The sequence below is a fragment of the Arenimonas sp. MALMAid1274 genome, from assembly GCF_049195245.1.
In the GTDB taxonomy this organism is placed as follows: Bacteria; Pseudomonadota; Gammaproteobacteria; order Xanthomonadales; family Xanthomonadaceae; genus Arenimonas.
This window is the reverse complement of record NZ_JBMIRR010000027.1, coordinates 737,115-752,595: the sequence shown is the minus strand read 5'-3', so window position 1 is coordinate 752,595 and position 15,481 is coordinate 737,115. Positions and strand designations below refer to the sequence as shown.

Genomic DNA, 15,481 nt, shown 5'->3' with positions numbered 1-15,481 from the left:
CTCACCTATCGGGTTCAGGTCCGGCGATAGCATAGCCTGAGCCGCCTTCCCCGGCATGGCGCCAGTAGCGCGGCTGCGCCTGGCGCAGGCCCTGCACCCGCGGCCTGCCCGCCGCCGACAGCCGCACCGAGATCGCCCCGCTGCCCGCGCTGTCGTGCAGGGACACGCCGTAGCGCGCGTAGCGATCGAGCACGCGCGCCTTGGGCAGGCCGAAGCGGTTGTCGTGCCCGACCGCCAGCAGGCCCAGCGAGGGCCGCACCGCCGCCAGGAAACCCAGGCTCGAGGAGGTGTCGCTGCCGTGGTGGGGCACCAGCAGCACGTCGGCGCGCACCTGAGATGCCGGGAGTCGCGCCAGCCTGGCCTCGACGTGGCGCCCGATGTCACCCGCCAGCAGCACGCTGCCGCCCCCGGCATCGATGCGCAGCACGCACGAACTGTCGTTGCGCTGGTAGGGAAAGTAACGCGGAGGATGCAGCACGGTGAAGTGCACGCCATCCCACTGCCACTGCTGGCCCGCCTCGCAGGCGCGCATGCCGGGTCGTGCCCAGCCCGGAGCCGCGAGCACCTGGTCCGGCGCGAAGGCGGCAGCGACGGCATCGGCGCCGCCGGCATGGTCGTTGTCGCCGTGGCTCAGCAGCAGCCGGTCCAGTCGAGACAAGCCACGCGCCCGCAGCGCCGGCACCACCACGGCCTCGCCCAGGTCCAGCCCGCGCGGGATGGCCGGGCCGGCGTCATAGAGCAGCGAGTGGTGGCGCGTCTGCACCAGCAGCGACAGGCCCTGCCCCACGTCCAGCATCAGCAGGTCCACGTCGCCCTCGGCGGGCACGTCGGGACGTGGATACAGCAGCGGCAGCCAAAGCAGCAGGGCCAGCGCTTTTCCCGGCACGCCGCGCGGAAGCAGCAGCCAGAACGCGCCCGCCAAGGCCAGCACGACGGCCCACAGGGATGGCTCGGGCAGCCAGACCAGGGCCGCCGGCCAGGCAGCCACTTCCTCCAGCAGCCACCAAAGCCACTGCATGGTTTCCCCCGCGCCTTGCCACAACAGCGAGGCCCCGGCATCGGACAGTGGCGACACCGCGATGCCAAGCAGGCACAGCGGCACCACCACCAGGCTGATCCACGGAATGCCCACCAGATTGACCAGCGGTCCCGGCAGCGACGCCTGGCTGAAGAACCACACCGTCAGCGGCAGCAGGCCGATCATCGCCACGCCCTGCGCGTGCAGGAACGGACGCATCACGCCGGCACGGGGATCCGGCGGCAGGCACCAGACCAGCCATGCCACGCCGAGGAAGCTGAGCCAGAAGCCGGGTGCCAGCACGGCCAGCGGATCGATCAGCAGGACGCCCAGCAGGGCAAAGGCCAGGCTTTCGGACAGACCCTGCGGGCGACGCGCGAGTCGCGCGATCGCGATGGCCGCGATCATGAGCAGCGTGCGCACCGTGGGCAGCGCAAAGCCCGCCAGTGCGGTGTAGGCCGCCGCAAGCATCAGGGCCGCGGCGGCGCAGCCTTGCGGCCGCGGCCAGCGGCGGCCCAGGGACGGCAGCAGGCGATAGGCCAGCTGCGCGAGCAGCGCCCCGAAGCCGGCCACCAGGCCCACGTGGAATCCCGAGATCGCGATCAGGTGGGTCAGCCCGTTGGCGCGCAGCACGGTCCAGTCGTGATCCGAGAGGCTTCGGGTGTCGCCCAGGGCCAGCGCCGCGACGAAGCGCGCACGGTCCGGCGCCAGTGCCGCGTGGATCTTCGCCGACAGTCGGCCGCGCAAGGCGTCCAGTCCCGCCGATGCCGAATGCGCCGCATGGTCGGGGGGATCGAGCACCTGCCCGGTCGCGGCCAGACGCTGTTCCAGTGCACGCCTTTCGAAGTCGAAGCCGCCGGGATTGACCAGCCCGCGCGGTGGCCGAAGTTTCACCCGGAAGCGCCAGGTGCTTCCGGGCTCGACCTGGGGCGCAGGGACCGGTGGCTGCGTGTACCAGCCCAGCCGCAGTTTGCGGCCCATCAGGACCCTGGCCTCGCCTTCGCCGGCGGTCACGCGGAATTCGAAGCGAGTGGAATCGGGGGCCCGCAGGGGAAGGCCGAGCACCTGACCCTCGATCTGCAGTTCACGACCGGCCAGCGACTCGGGCAGGCGCAGCGCCAGCGAGGAAGCACCGTGCAGGCCGGCCAGGCCCAGTCCGAGCACGAAGGCTCCGACGGGGCGCAGCGCACCGCCCCGCGCCCACAGGACAGTACCGGTGATGAGCATGGCGATCGCCAGCGCGAGGGGCGGCAGCGCCGGAAACCGCTGCACGCACAGCACGCCCAGCAGCAGCGCCGAGGCCACCGCCAGACCGAACGGCGCCGGCGCGAGTGGCGGCGCGGACCGCAGGACCTATCCCTCGGGGAGAGGTCGCAGCTTTCCCTGGGTCAGTTCCAGGGTCCGATCCAGCCGGCGCGCCAGGCGCCGGTCGTGGGTGACCATGACCAGGGCGGTGCCCTGCTCGCGGTTGAGTTCCAGCAGCAGGTCGAACACGCCGGCGGCGGTTTTCTCGTCCAGGTTGCCGGTGGGCTCATCGCCGAGCACGCAGGCGGGCCGCGTGACCAGGGCACGCGCCACCGCCGCGCGCTGGCGTTCACCGCCCGACAGTTCGCCGGGCTTGTGGCCGAGGCGATGCCCCAGGCCGACGCGCTCGAGCAAGGCCTGGGCCGGTGCCCGCGCCGCCGCTACCGCAACGCCGCGGATCAGCAGCGGCATCATCACGTTTTCCAGCGCGGTGAATTCGGGCAGCAGGTGGTGGAACTGGTAGACGAAGCCGAGCGCGCGGTTACGCAGTTCGCCCCGCGCCTTCTCGCCCAGCGCGGACATGCGCTGGCCGGCCACGTGCACCTCGCCGGCCGTGGCGCGGTCCAGGCCACCCAGCAGGTGCAGCAGCGTGCTCTTGCCCGCGCCCGAGGCGCCGACGATGGCCACCGTCTCGGCGCTGCGCACCGACAGCTCGAGCTGGTCGAACACCGGCGTGCGCAGGTCCCCTTCCTCGTAGGTCTTGCCCAGGCCTTCGCAGCGGATCACCAGGTCGGAGGACTTATTCATAGCGCAGGGCCGTGGCCGGGTCGGTGCGCGAAGCGCGCCACGCAGGATAGAGGGTGGCCAGCAGGCACAGCACGAAGGCAACCGCGGCCACCATGGCCACGTCGTCGAACTGCACCAGGGTCGGCACGCCGCTGATGTAGTAGACGTCCGACGGCATCAGTTCGGCCCCGATCAGGTTTTCCACGAAGGCCACCACGTGCGACAGGTTGCTGGCCAGCAGCACGCCGCCGACCACGCCGATGCCGATGCCGACGATGCCGATCACCAGGCCCTGGACGATGAAGACCTTCATGACCGCACCGGGCGACATGCCCAGGGTGCGCAGGATGGCGATGTCGGACTGCTTGTCCTGCACCAGCATCACCAGCGAGGACACCAGGTTGAAGGCCGCGATCGCGATCACCAGCGACAGCAGGATGAACATGACGGTCTTTTCCATCTTCAGCGCGCGGAAGAAGTTGGCGTTGTCGCGGCTCCAGTCGCGGACGCGGTAGAAGCCGTCGAGCTGGCGGGACAGGTCCAGCGCCACCGGCGCCGCGTCCCAGAGGTCGACCAGCTTGAGCCGCACGCCGGTGACGCCGCTGCCCATGCGGCTGAGTCGCTGCGCGTCCTGCAGGTGCACCAGGGCAAGGCCCAGGTCGTACTCCTGCGCGCCGGCCTCGAACACGCCGACGACCTTGAAACGCTTGGCGCGCGGCAGCGCCCCCAGCGGTGTCACGGTGGCCTCGGATACGAACACGTTCACCGAATCGCCCGGACCGACGCCCAGCAGCTGTGCCAGCTCCTTGCCCAGGATGATGTTGAATTCGCCGGCCTTGAGGTCGGTGACCGCGCCCTGGCGCATCATGGTGGTGATTTCCGAGACCTTGGGCTCCAGTCCGGGATCGATGCCGCGCACGATCGCGCCTCGCCGCGTGCGGCCCTGCAGCAGGGCCTCGGTTTCGGTGTAGGGCGCGGCGCCGAGCACGCGTGGATCGTCCTCGGCGACCGCCACGGCCTTGGGCCAGCCCTGCAGCGGGCCATCCACGCCGGCCACCGTGGCATGCGCCACCATGCCCAGGATGCGGTCGCGCAGCTCCTGCTGGAAGCCGCTCATCACCGCGATGGTGGTGATCAGGGCGATGACACCGATGATGATGCCCAGGATGGACGCCATCGAAATGAAGGAGATGAAACCGTTGCGCCGCTTGGCGCGCAGGTAGCGCAGACCGATGGAAAACGGGAGGGGCTGGAACATGGGGTCCTATGCTGCCAGTTGCCGCAGCGGTTTGCCGGAACGCCGGCTGACTTGAACCGCCAGCCGCAGCTGGCGACGCGCGGCGGGCGACAGGGTATCGGGCCACCAGACCAGGTGCAGGCGACGGCCGTCGCTGCCCCGCCCGGAGGCGCTGGCCAGCGGCCCACGCAGGTGCACCCGGACCTGGTCCCAGGCCTGCGCCGAGGCGCCCTGCCCGACCTTTGCCGGGGCGTCACCGCCGGCCCATTCGAACACGCGCGGCGCCCGTCGGCCTTCGCGCCACGCCAGCCGCACCGCCCAGGCCGTGGCCAGGCCGGACAAAGGCACACTGACGGCCAGCGGCAAGGCGCTGGACAACAGCGACGCGGGCGCGAGCGCGGCCATCAGCCACATGGCAGCCACCACCAGGCGCGACGGCCGCCAGTCAATGCGGCAAGTCGATGATGCGCTGCACGAGGTGCGCAAGCAGGTCGTCCCCTGGCCGTTCGCGGCCCATGAACCAGCGCCAGAGCTTATCGTCCTCGGTGTCCAGCAGCCGTAGGAAATCGGCACGTTCGGCCTCGGAGGCCTGCGGCCAGCGGCCGTCGAGATAGCGCAGCATCAGCTGGTCGAGTTCCCGCATGCCGCGCCGGCAACGCCAGCGCAGCCGGCGAAGTTCCGCGTCCTCGCTCACCCGGCCAGCTTCCAGGCCAAACGGCCGGCGAACACGAACAGCACCAGCGTGGCCAGCGAGTAGACGGTGAAGCGGTGCATCACCCGGTTGTAGCTGCACTGGATGAGGCTGTGCAGCGCCCGCAGCACCACGAAGGTCCAGGCCAGCGCGATGAAGCCGGCATCGGCCAGGCCCAGCTGCACCGTGGCCAGCACCAGCACGTAGAACAGCACCGGCACTTCGAACAGGTTGATGAAGTTGTCGCTGGCGCGCGTGTCCTTGAGCAGGTGCTTGTCGGCCGAGCCGGCCAGGCGCTGGGGCGCGATGCGCAGGCGGCGCATCTCCGGTATGCGCACCGCGTACAGGCGCAGCCAGACCGCCAGGGTCAGGCCCACCATCGCCAGCAGGGGAAGCAGCAGGGATTGCGACGGGGTCATGGCCGGCCTCAGGCGCCGCGGCGCTGCAGCATCAGCTTCTTGATCTCGCCGATCGCCTTGGCCGGGTTCAGGCCCTTGGGACAGGTGCGCGCGCAATTCATGATGGTGTGGCAGCGGTAGAGCTTGAACGGATCCTCGAGGTCGTCCAGGCGCGCCCCGGTGTCCTCGTCGCGCGAGTCGATGATCCAGCGGTAGGCCTGCAGCAGCACGGCCGGACCCAGGTAGCGGTCGCCGTTCCACCAGTAGCTGGGGCAGCTGGTCGAGCAGCACGCGCACAGGATGCATTCGTACAGCCCGTCGAGCTTGGCGCGGTCTTCCTTGGACTGCAGGCGCTCCTTGGCCGGGGCCGGGCTCTGCGTGCGCAGCCAGGGCTTGATGGAGGCGTACTGGGCGTAGAAGTGGCTCAGGTCCGGCACCAGGTCCTTGATGACCGGCATGTGCGGCAGCGGATAGATCGGCACTTCCTTCTTGCCGCACTCGTCGATGGCCTTGGTGCAGGCCAGGGTGTTGGTGCCGTCGATGTTCATCGCGCACGAGCCGCAGATGCCCTCGCGGCAACTGCGCCGGAAGGTCAGCGTGGGGTCGATCTCGTTCTTGATCTTGATCAGCGCGTCCAGGACCATCGGGCCGCACGCGTCCATGTCCACGTCGTAGGTGTCGGTGCGCGGGTTGGCGGTGTCGTCCGGGTTCCAGCGGTAGACCTTGAAGGTGCGCACGTTCTTCGCGCCGGCGGCGGGAAAGTGCTTGCCCTGGGTGACCTTGGAATTCTTCGGGAGGGAGAACTCAGCCATTTGTTCGATTCCTGCGCTGCTGCATGGGGTGCCGTAGGGCCCTGGGCCCGGCGGCGGGATCAGGGGAGACTCAGTAGGTGCGGGCCTTGGGCGGCACCACGTCCACGTCCTTGCTCAGGGTGTACATGTGCACCGGGCGGTAATCGAGCGTGGTCTTGCCCGCCTCGTCCACCCAGCACAGGGTGTGCTTGTGCCAGTTGACGTCGTCGCGGTCCTGGAAGTCCTCGCGGGCATGCGCACCGCGCGATTCCTTGCGGTTCTCGGCCGACACCATGGTGGCCACGGCCTGGCCCAGCAGGTTCTGCAGCTCCAGGCTTTCCACCAGGTCCGAGTTCCAGACCAGGGAGCGGTCGGTCACCTTGAGGTCGGCGAAGGACGCATGCACGTCCAGGATCTTGCGCACGCCTTCCTTCAGCGTCTCGCCGGTGCGGAACACCGCGGCGTCGGCCTGCATGGTCTGCTGCATGTTGTCGCGGATCACGGCGGTGGGCGTGCCGCCGCTGGCGTGGCGGATCTTGTCCAGGTTGGCCAGAGAGGCGTCGCAGGCCGACGGCGACAGGGTCGGATGCATCGCGCCAGGCTTGATGGTCTCGGCGCAGCGGTTGGCCACCGCGCGGCCGAACACCACCAGGTCGAGCAGCGAGTTCGAGCCCAGGCGGTTGGCGCCGTGCACGGACACGCAGGCTGCTTCGCCGATCGCGTACAGGCCGGGCACCACGGTGTCGGGGTTGCCGTTCTTCAGCGTGACGACTTCGCCGTGGTAATTGGTCTGCAGGCCGCCCATGTTGTAGTGCACGGTCGGCAGCACGGGGATGGGCTGCTTGGTGACGTCCACGCCGGCGAAGATCTTCGCGGTCTCGGCGATGCCCGGCAGCTTCTCGTGGATGTCGGCCGGGTTGAGGTGGGTCAGGTCGAGGTGGATGTGGTCCTTCTTCGGGCCCACGCCGCGGCCTTCGCGGATCTCGATGGTCATCGAGCGCGACACCACGTCGCGCGAGGCCAGGTCCTTGGCATTGGGCGCGTAGCGCTCCATGAAGCGTTCGCCGGCCGAGTTGCGCAGGATGCCGCCTTCGCCGCGCACGCCTTCGGTGATCAGGCAGCCGGCGCCGTACACGCCGGTGGGATGGAACTGCACGAACTCCATGTCCTGCAGCGGCAGGCCGGCGCGCAGCGCCATGCCACCGCCGTCGCCGGTGCAGGTGTGGGCCGAGGTGGCGCTGAAGTAGGCGCGGCCGTAGCCGCCGGTGGCCAGCACCGTGCCCTGGGCGCGGAACAGGTGCAGCTCGCCCGAGGCCATGTCCAGCGCCAGCACGCCGCGGCAGGCACCTTCGGCGTCCATGATCAGGTCGAGCGCGAAGTACTCGATGAAGAACTCGGCCTGGTGCGCCAGGGATTGCTGGTAGAGCGTGTGCAGGATGGCGTGGCCGGTGCGGTCGGCCGCCGCGCAGGTGCGCTGCGCGGTTCCCTTGCCGTAATGCGTGGTCATGCCGCCGAAGGGGCGCTGGTAGATGCGGCCATCTTCGGTGCGCGAGAACGGCACGCCCTGGTGCTCGAGCTCGATGATGGCCGGGATTGCCTCGCGGCACATGTATTCGATCGCGTCCTGGTCGCCCAGCCAGTCCGAGCCCTTGATGGTGTCGTAGAAGTGGAAGCGCCAGTCGTCCTCGCCCATGTTGCCCAGCGCGGCCGAAATGCCGCCCTGCGCGGCCACCGTGTGCGAGCGGGTCGGGAACACCTTGCTGATGCAGGCGGTCTTGAGGCCCTTCTGGGCCAGGCCGAAGGTGGCGCGGAGACCGGCACCACCGGCGCCGACGACGACCATGTCGTAGGTGTGCTCGTGGATCTTGTAGGCGGACGTCATGGCGTTCTCAGGAGTTGTCGGCGATGCGGGCGGGCGCGCGCATCAGGCGGTGAAGGCGATCCGGCCGATGGCCAGCAGCGAGGCGATGGCGGCCAGCGCGAAGGTGAACTTGATCAGCACCTGCAGCACCAGTTCGAAGGCGCCGTGGATGTAGTCCTCGACCACGACCTGCAGGCCGAGCTGGGCATGCCAGAACAGGGACAGCACGAAGGCGCTGAGCAGCGACGCCGTCAGCGGCTGGGCGATGGCGGCGCGGACCGCGACCTGGTCGGCCCCGAGCAGGTTCACGGCGAACACGACGAACCAGGGCGTGAGCCCGGCCAGCGCAATCGCCGTAAGCCGCTGCGACCACCAGTGGCCGGTCCCGTCCTTGGCCGAGCCCAGGCCCTTGGCGCGGGCGATCGGGTTGCGCAGGCTCATGCCGCACCTCCCAGCGCGAACCACCACAGGGCCGCGGTGAGCAGCACCGACAGCACCAGCACGGCGTAGCCGCTGGCGTAGACCTTGGGGATTTCGTAGCCGTGCCCGGCGTCCCAGAACAGGTGCCGGATGCCGTTGAGGAAGTGGTAGACCAGGCAGGCCGAGAAGCCGAACAGGGCCACCTTGCCGGGAACCGAGGCCAGGCAGGCCATGAAGGCCGCGTGGGCCTCGGCGCTGCCGGCGGCGGCGACCAGCCAGGCCGCCAGCACCAGCGAGCCCACCGCCAGCGCCACGCCGGTGGCGCGATGCAGGATGGACATCATGCTGGTGATCTGTGGCCTGTAGTACGGGCCGATCATGAAGGGGGACAGCGGTCTTTTTGGCGTCGCCATGGGCTGCGCTCGTCTCGGTTTGCGTGGAGTTTCAGGGGCGCCGCGTGTGCGCCGCGTTCAGAAGTCGATGCAGCGTCCGTTCTTTTCCCAGTCGCCGTAGCGGGTGGGGTCGGGTCCGTTCCGGCCGCCGATCTCGACCGGCGCAGCCGCAGGAGCCGGCGACGCGTCCGGAGGCAGGGAGGCAGGCTCGGTGGACGTCGCTGTTTCGCCTATGATTCGCGGCTCGGTCACCATCCGGCAATGTTAAGTCCCACCCCCATGACGTTCAAGACAAATCTGGTCGTAGAAGGTTGCCCTGCCCTGTCCGGCTTCGAACTGCTGGCCGTGCATGGCCCGGATGCGGCAGCGTTCCTGCAGGCGCAGACGATGAACGACGTGCTTGCGCTGGCCCCCGGCCAGTGGCACTGGAACGGTTGGCTTACGGCCAAGGGGCGCGTGATCGCCCTGTTCGCGCTGCTGCGCCAGGACGAGGCGTCGTTCCTGCTGGTGCTGCCCGATCATCCGGCCGAGGCATTGAAGTCGGCGCTGCAACGCTACGTGTTCCGCAGCAAGCTGCAGCTGGACGCGGCCACAGGCTGGGTCGTGGCCGCAGGCCCGACCCGAGAATTCGCGGCCCCCGACCAGGCACTCGGCGACGCGGAACATGGGTGGTCGCTGGACCTGGGCGGCGAAGGCGGACCGCGGACGCTGTGCCTGCTGCCGCCCGACAGCCCGCAGCGCCGCCCCGCCGAGGACCGGCTGGACGCGGCCTGGCGCGAGGCCGACCTGGCCCACGGCCTGCCTCGGCTGCCCGAGTCGCAGCGCGAGGCCTGGACGCCGCAGATGCTGTCGCTGGACCGGCTGGCCGCCTTCAGCCTCAAGAAGGGCTGCTATCCCGGCCAGGAAATCGTGGCCCGGACCCACTACCTGGGCCAGGCCAAGCGCGGACTGGTGCGGCTGTCGGGCCAGGGCTTGATGGCCGGCATGGCGGTTGCCGACGAGGCCGGTGCGACCGGGACCCTGGTTTGCGCCGGCTCGGACGGAGGCATCGGCCTGGCCGTGATGGCCGCGGGCGCTGAAGGTCCGTTCCAGGCCGGGGGACATCCCTGCCACCGCCTGCCCTTGCTTGGCGGCCTTGCCCGACAGCCCTGAGACCCGCGTCACGGTTGGCTAAAAAGCAGGATGTCTGCTATACCGCCGGGCACAGGGAGGACTACATCATGAAGCTCAACAGGGGCCTGGCGGCCTTCGTTTTTTCGATGTTCGCGATGCCGGCCATGGGCGCCGAATACACGCTGGCCGTGGAGCCCAACTACCCGCCGGCGCAGGCCCGGGAAGTCTACAAGCCCTTGCTGGACTACCTCTCCTCGAGCACCGGACACAAGTTCGTGCTCAAGACCGCCACCAACTACCACGTGTACTGGCGTGACCTGCGCTCGGGCTCGAAGACCGATTTCGCCTTCGAGGAAGCGCACTTCACCGACTTCCGCGCCGACCGGCTGGGCTTCGTGCCGCTGGTGCGCGTGGCCGAGACCACACGCTATTCGCTGGTCGCCGATCCGAGCATCGCCGAAGGCGGCACCACCGGCCTGATCGGCTACCGCGTCGTCAGCATGCCCTCGCCCAGCATGGGTTACCTGCTGCTGGGTGAGCTCTACCGCAACCCGATCGCGCAGCCCGAGATCCTGTCGCTGGCCGCCACCTGGCGCGATGGCATCGACATGGCCTTCAACCAGGAAACCGAGGCGGCGATGGTGCCCAACTACATCGCCACCCTGTACCCCAACCTGTCGGTCGTGTCGGAGTCGCGCGAGTTCCCCGGCCGTGCGCTCAGCGCGGGCGGCACCGTGCCGGCCGACGTGCGCAAGGCAGTGTCGGACGCAATGCTGAAGCTGCACCAGGACGATGCGCTGTACGAGGTGCTGGTGGAGCTGGGTGCCAGCCAGTTCGTCACCGCCACCGCGGCCGAGTACGCCGGCAGCGAGCGCCTGCTGCGCGGCGTGTTCGGCTACAAGCCGAAGGCGGGCGCAGCGCCTGCCCCGGTCGCGACGCCCGAGGAAGAGGTCGAAGTGACAGGTGGCATCGAGGTCGAGGCCGGCCGCTGATCGAGTGCCGGGCGCGCCGCGGCGGCATCACGACGCCGCGGTTCAGTCGGCGTCGAAGTAGATGATGTCGCCGGTGTTGACGCCGAAACTCTGGCCCAGGCTGATGGTGCCGGACTTGCGCAGGTGCAGCTCGTCGCGGTGCACCTTCTGCTCGTCGTCCTCGCCGATGCGCACGTAGGTGCCATTGGTCGAGCGGTCGGCGATCATGAAATGACCGCGCTTGTACTCGATGGTGGCGTGCGTGCGGCTGACCCAGTCCGCCTCCACCGTCAGGTGGTTGCTGGGCTCGCGACCCATGGCGAAGGGTTCGGACTCGGGCTTGAGCTCGACCGTCTGGCCCCGGTGGCGCAGCTTCAACACCGCGCCCGTGCCCGGCAGGTCGCCGATGCGGACGGCGCTCTGGACCATGGTCATGCCGGAGGTGTCTTCCTGCCAGACCAGGTCCACGATCTCGATCGGCAGCAGCTTGCCGCTGACGCGCGCCTTGCCCAGGCTGCGCGCCTCGGGAACCTTGCCGCTCAGGCTGTCGTAGGTGGCGGCCGTGGTGACGACCTGCTCGCGCTTGGCCAGCGAGGCCATGCGTGCGGCGGTGTTGACCGCGTCGCCGTAGACGTCGCCGTCGGCTTCTTCCAGGGCATCCCCGTGGTGCAGGCCGATGCGCACCGCCAGGCTGTCGCGGACGAAATTGATGTCGCGCCCCATGCGCCGCTGCATGTCGCAGGCCGCCAGCACACCGTTGAGCGCACCCGGGAAGGTGCACATGATCTCGTCGCCGATGGTCTTGATCACCCGGCCGCCGTGCTGCTGGCAGACCTGGGTCAGCGCATCGAGCACGGCCGCGATCAGGCGGCGCGCCTCGACGTCGCCGCGGCTCTCGAACAGCCGGGTGCTGCCGCTGACGTCGGCGAACAGGATGGTCTGGGGCCGGGAATGGCTCATGGCTGCAGTCTAGGCGAAGCGCGCGAAGCTTTCATGCTTCGTCGTGATCAACGGTCTTTGGCCAGGTCGGCGGCCATCGCCACGATGTCCGCCTCGCTCGGGATCACTAGGAAGGCGGCGCCGGCGAGCGGGGTGTAGGTGTCTTCACCCACCACCCGCCGCAGCGGCTTGGCGCCCTGCCCGGCCTCGACGACCGCCGTGATGATGCCCTCACCCACGCCGGCCGAGCGCCGGCCCTCGTCCACCACCAGGATCCTTGCGCATTGCATGGCATGGCGGGCGATGGCTTCGGTGTTGAGCGGCTGCAGCCAGCGCAGGTCCACCACGCGGACCCGCCAGCCTTGGGCGCGTTCGATCTCCCGCGCGGCGCGCAGGCTCATCGGCAGGCCGTTGCCGAAGCTGAAGATCACCAGGTCGGTGGCCTCGGGGAAATACACGCGCTCCTCGCCCAGCACCATGGCCTGGTCCGGCGCCGGATAGGCCGTGAGCCATTCGCCGTCGCCGGCCTCGTACAGGTCCTTGGTCATGTACAGGGCGATGGGTTCGAGGAAGGCGCAGACGCGGCCGTCCACCTTGGCCAGCGCCATCATCGTGCGCAGCATCGTGGCGGCATCGTCGCCGCGGCTGGGGCAGCCCACCACCAGGCCCGGGATGTCACGCAGGGCCGTGATGGAGTTGTCGTTGTGGAAATGGCCGCCGAAACCGCGCTGGTAGCCCAGCGAAGCAATGCGCATCACCATCGGGTTGCGGAACTGGCCGTTGCTGAAGAACTGCAGGCTGCAGGCCTCGCCGCGGATCTGGTCGCAGGCGTTGTGGAAATAGGCCAGGTACTGGATCTCGGGCATCGGCAGCATGCCCACGTTGGCATAGCCCTGGGCCAGGCCCAGGATCATGGTCTCGTCCAGCAGCGTGTTGAACACGCGGGCGTTCTTGAACGCCTTGTGCAGGCCCTTGGTGACGGTGTACACGCCGCCCTTCTGCGCCACGTCCTCGCCGAACAGCAGCGCCTCGGGGTACTTGCAGAACAGGTCGTGCAGGGCCTGGTTGATCTGGATCGCCAGGTGCCGCGGCGGCTGGTTCTCCGGCAGTTTGGCCTCGCTGCCGAACACGGCCAGGCGCTTTTCGGCGTAGTCGCTGCGGGCGGCTTCGGCCGCGACCCGGTCCGGCGTGTAGGGCGCCAGCGGGCGCATCACTTCGGCCAGGTCGGTCAGCTTGGGCTTGCGGTCGGCCTCCTCGGCCGCGGCGAAGCAGCGCTGGCGCATCGCTTCGTAGCGCGCCAGCAGCTCGTCCTTGCCCATCAGGCCCGACTGCAGGGCGATCTGCGCCGAACGCAGCAGCGGATCGCTGGCTTCGACCGCCATCAGTTCCTCGAAGCTGCGCCACTCGATCTCGAAGTCGGTGCCGGCGTGGCCCATGATCCGCGTGGTGCGCAGGTGCAGGAAGGTCGGCCGGCGACTGCGGCGGCAGTGTTCCACCGCGGCCTGCACCTGGCCGTAGCCTTCGGCGATGTCCAGGCCGTCGGCGTAGAAATAGTCCAGGCCGTGGCGGTCGCGGAACGCGTTGGCGATCCAGCCGCCCGGCGTCTTCACCGAGATGCCGATGCCGTTGTCCTCGCACACGTACAGCACCGGTGCCTGCAGCTTCTGGTAGGCGGTCCACTGCGCGGTGTTGAACGCGGTCTGCGCCGTGGCGTGGTTGCTGGAGGCGTCGCCGAAGGAGCAAATGGCAATGGAATCGTCCGGGATCGGCAGCGCATGGCCGATGCGGCGGGCCTGCTCGATGGCGATCGCGGTGCCCAGGGCCTTGGGCAGGTGCGAGGCGATGGTGGAGGTCTGCGGCAGCACCCACAGCGGCTTGCTGCCCCAGACCTTGTGGCGGCCGCCGGAGATCGGGTCCTCGCTGCTGGCGGCGAAGCTGAGCGCCGAGTCCATCACCGGGTCCATGCCCGGCAGCTTGCGGAAGCGCTCGGCCATGAAGCCGCCGGAGCGGTAGTGCAGGAAGGCCGGATCGGTATGGCGCGTGAGCCGCGCGACCATCGCGTTGCCTTCGTGGCCTGACGAACCGATGGTGTAGAAGACCTTTTGCTGCACGCGCAGCACGCGCGCCATCAGGTCCAGGTGGCGCGACACCAGCTGGGATTCGAACAGGTCCAGGAAATCGGCCGCGGTGCAGGCACTGCCTTCCAGCACGGGCTCGTGCGGCGCGGGGCGCGGCTCCGGCCGGCCCTGCCAGCCCTGCACGAATTCGATGAAGTTGTCGTCGCAGACCTTGGCGCGGTTGACGTCTTTCTGGCGGGCGGGGATCAGGGGCGTGGCGGCGGACATGGCGGTCTCGGAAGGCGCGGGTGCAGCGCGCCGGGCGCGCCGTGCGGCGACGGGGACGCGTTGCCGCGCCCCCGCGCAAAGGATCAGAACGCGTTGATGCCGGTCACTTCCCGGCCGATCACCAGCTGGTGCACCGTCTCGGTGCCCTCGTAGGTGATCACGGACTCGAGGTTGAGCGCATGGCGGATCGGCGGGTGCTCGGTGGTGATGCCGGCACCGCCCAGGATGTCGCGCGCTTCGCGGCTGATGTCCAGCGCGATGCGGCAGTTGTTCCACTTGGCCAGCGAGACCTGGGCGGGCTGCATGGTGCCGGCGTCCTTCAGGCGGCCCAGCTGCAGCGACAGCAGCTGCGCCAGCGTGATGCGGCGGGCCATCTCGGCCAGCTTGAGCTGCACGGCCTGGGTGGCGGCGATCGGGCGGTTGAACAGGATGCGGGTCTTGGAGTACTCCAGCGCCGAGGTGTAGCTGGCGATGGCGGCGCCGATCGGACCCCAGGTGATGCCGTAGCGGGCCTGGGTCAGGCAGCCCAGCGGGCCCTTGAGGCCCTTGACGTTCGGCAGGCGCTGGCTGTCGGGCACGCGCACTTCGTCGAAGAACAGCGCCGAGGTGACCGAGGCGCGCAGGCTCATCTTCTTGTGCACTTCCTGGGCCGCGAAACCCTTGGTGCCCTTCTCGACGATGAAGCCCTGGATGCCTTCGTCGGTCTGGGCCCAGACGATGGCGATGTCGGCCAGGTTGCCGTTGGTGATCCACATCTTGGCGCCGTTGATCACCCAGTCGCCGCCGTCCTTGCGGGCGGTGGTCTTCATGTTGGCCGGATCCGAGCCGCCGTGCGGCTCGGTCAGGCCGAAGCAGCCGATGATCTCGCCGCGGGCCATGCCCGGCAGGTACTTCATGCGCTGTTCTTCGGTGCCGTAGGCATAGATGGGATACATGCACAGCGAGCTCTGCACCGAGACGAAGCTGCGGATGCCGGAGTCGCCGCGCTCGAGCTCCATGCAGATCAGGCCGTAGCTGACCGCGTTGAGGTTGGCGCAGCCGTACTTCTCGGGCAGCGACGAGCCCAGCAGGCCCATCGCGGCGATTTCCGGCACCAGTTCCTTCGGGAACCGGCCCTGGTCAAAGCAGTCGCCGATGATGGGCAGCACGCGTTCGTCGGTGAAGCGGGCGACGCTGTCCTGGATCATGCGCTCCTCTTCGGAGAGCAGGCTGCGGATGTCGAACAGGTCGGTCGGATTCAGGGCCATGGGGGCGGATTCTGCGGTCGCTGGGAA

The 15,481-nt window shown here is 69.2% G+C and carries 16 protein-coding genes; 2 read left to right on the top strand and 14 right to left on the bottom strand.

Going from position 1 to position 15,481, the window contains the following annotated elements; all coding sequences use genetic code 11:
* Position 1: 1 nt before the first annotated feature.
* The 11 genes from ACOQFR_RS12140 to ACOQFR_RS12090 all read right to left on the bottom strand — a co-directional run bounded on the left by ACOQFR_RS12140 (position 2) and on the right by ACOQFR_RS12090 (position 9,094).
* Complete coding sequence (locus tag ACOQFR_RS12140; RefSeq protein WP_421382257.1) at positions 2-2,323, bottom strand: DNA internalization-related competence protein ComEC/Rec2; 2,322 nt, start codon at positions 2,321-2,323, stop codon at positions 2-4.
* 48 nt (positions 2,324-2,371) lie between these two features.
* Positions 2,372-3,070: a lipoprotein-releasing ABC transporter ATP-binding protein LolD gene (gene lolD / locus ACOQFR_RS12135; protein WP_421382255.1), complete on the bottom strand. Its 699-nt coding sequence runs from the start codon at positions 3,068-3,070 to the stop codon at positions 2,372-2,374.
* Entirely contained in the window at positions 3,063-4,307 is a 1,245-nt protein-coding gene (locus tag ACOQFR_RS12130) for a lipoprotein-releasing ABC transporter permease subunit (RefSeq protein ID WP_421382253.1), read from the bottom strand. The genes lolD and ACOQFR_RS12130 overlap by 8 nt, the downstream gene beginning before the upstream one ends.
* A 6-nt stretch (positions 4,308-4,313) precedes the next feature.
* Positions 4,314-4,700 (bottom strand): hypothetical protein, encoded by a 387-nt coding sequence (locus tag ACOQFR_RS12125; RefSeq protein ID WP_421383285.1) that lies wholly within the window; start codon positions 4,698-4,700, stop codon positions 4,314-4,316.
* A gap of 31 nt (positions 4,701-4,731) precedes the next feature.
* Positions 4,732-4,980, bottom strand: coding sequence for a succinate dehydrogenase assembly factor 2 (locus ACOQFR_RS12120; protein ID WP_421382251.1), 249 nt, complete (start codon positions 4,978-4,980; stop codon positions 4,732-4,734).
* Positions 4,977-5,396 (bottom strand): MAPEG family protein, encoded by a 420-nt coding sequence (locus ACOQFR_RS12115; protein WP_421382249.1) that lies wholly within the window; start codon positions 5,394-5,396, stop codon positions 4,977-4,979. Before ACOQFR_RS12115 ends, ACOQFR_RS12120 begins: the two co-directional genes overlap by 4 nt.
* 8 nt (positions 5,397-5,404) lie before the next feature.
* Positions 5,405-6,187, bottom strand: a complete 783-nt coding sequence (locus tag ACOQFR_RS12110) for a succinate dehydrogenase iron-sulfur subunit (protein WP_421382247.1) — start codon at positions 6,185-6,187, stop codon at positions 5,405-5,407.
* Between the two features lie 70 nt (positions 6,188-6,257).
* Positions 6,258-8,048, bottom strand: a complete 1,791-nt coding sequence (gene sdhA, locus ACOQFR_RS12105) for a succinate dehydrogenase flavoprotein subunit (protein WP_421382245.1) — start codon at positions 8,046-8,048, stop codon at positions 6,258-6,260.
* Between the two features lie 42 nt (positions 8,049-8,090).
* Positions 8,091-8,468 carry a succinate dehydrogenase, hydrophobic membrane anchor protein gene (gene sdhD / locus ACOQFR_RS12100; protein ID WP_421382243.1) on the bottom strand — a complete coding sequence of 126 codons (378 nt, stop codon included), beginning with the start codon at positions 8,466-8,468 and terminating at the stop codon, positions 8,091-8,093.
* A complete protein-coding gene (gene sdhC / locus ACOQFR_RS12095) occupies positions 8,465-8,860 on the bottom strand; it encodes a succinate dehydrogenase, cytochrome b556 subunit (RefSeq protein ID WP_421382241.1) in 396 nt (131 codons plus the stop codon). Before sdhC ends, sdhD begins: the two co-directional genes overlap by 4 nt.
* A 57-nt stretch (positions 8,861-8,917) precedes the next feature.
* Positions 8,918-9,094, bottom strand: a complete 177-nt coding sequence (locus tag ACOQFR_RS12090; protein ID WP_421382239.1) for a DUF1674 domain-containing protein — start codon at positions 9,092-9,094, stop codon at positions 8,918-8,920.
* Between the two features lie 24 nt (positions 9,095-9,118).
* On the opposite strand from ACOQFR_RS12090, the gene ACOQFR_RS12085 reads away from it, so the two are divergent.
* Positions 9,119-9,991, top strand: a complete 873-nt coding sequence (locus ACOQFR_RS12085) for a YgfZ/GcvT domain-containing protein (RefSeq protein WP_421382237.1) — start codon at positions 9,119-9,121, stop codon at positions 9,989-9,991.
* Positions 9,992-10,059: 68 nt separating this feature from the next.
* The gene (locus ACOQFR_RS12080; protein WP_421382235.1) at positions 10,060-10,944 is read left to right on the top strand and encodes a phosphate/phosphite/phosphonate ABC transporter substrate-binding protein; all 885 of its coding nucleotides are present in this window, start codon (positions 10,060-10,062) and stop codon (positions 10,942-10,944) included.
* Positions 10,945-10,986: 42 nt separating this feature from the next.
* On the opposite strand, the gene ACOQFR_RS12075 is transcribed toward ACOQFR_RS12080, so the two are convergent.
* The 3 genes from ACOQFR_RS12075 to ACOQFR_RS12065 form a co-directional block, all read right to left on the bottom strand.
* A complete protein-coding gene (locus ACOQFR_RS12075) occupies positions 10,987-11,883 on the bottom strand; it encodes an adenylate/guanylate cyclase domain-containing protein (RefSeq protein ID WP_421382233.1) in 897 nt (298 codons plus the stop codon).
* A 47-nt stretch (positions 11,884-11,930) separates the two neighbouring features.
* Positions 11,931-14,207, bottom strand: a complete 2,277-nt coding sequence (locus ACOQFR_RS12070; protein WP_421382231.1) for a thiamine pyrophosphate-dependent enzyme — start codon at positions 14,205-14,207, stop codon at positions 11,931-11,933.
* An 83-nt stretch (positions 14,208-14,290) separates the two neighbouring features.
* Positions 14,291-15,454 (bottom strand): acyl-CoA dehydrogenase family protein, encoded by a 1,164-nt coding sequence (locus ACOQFR_RS12065; protein WP_421382229.1) that lies wholly within the window; start codon positions 15,452-15,454, stop codon positions 14,291-14,293.
* Positions 15,455-15,481 lie beyond the last annotated feature (27 nt).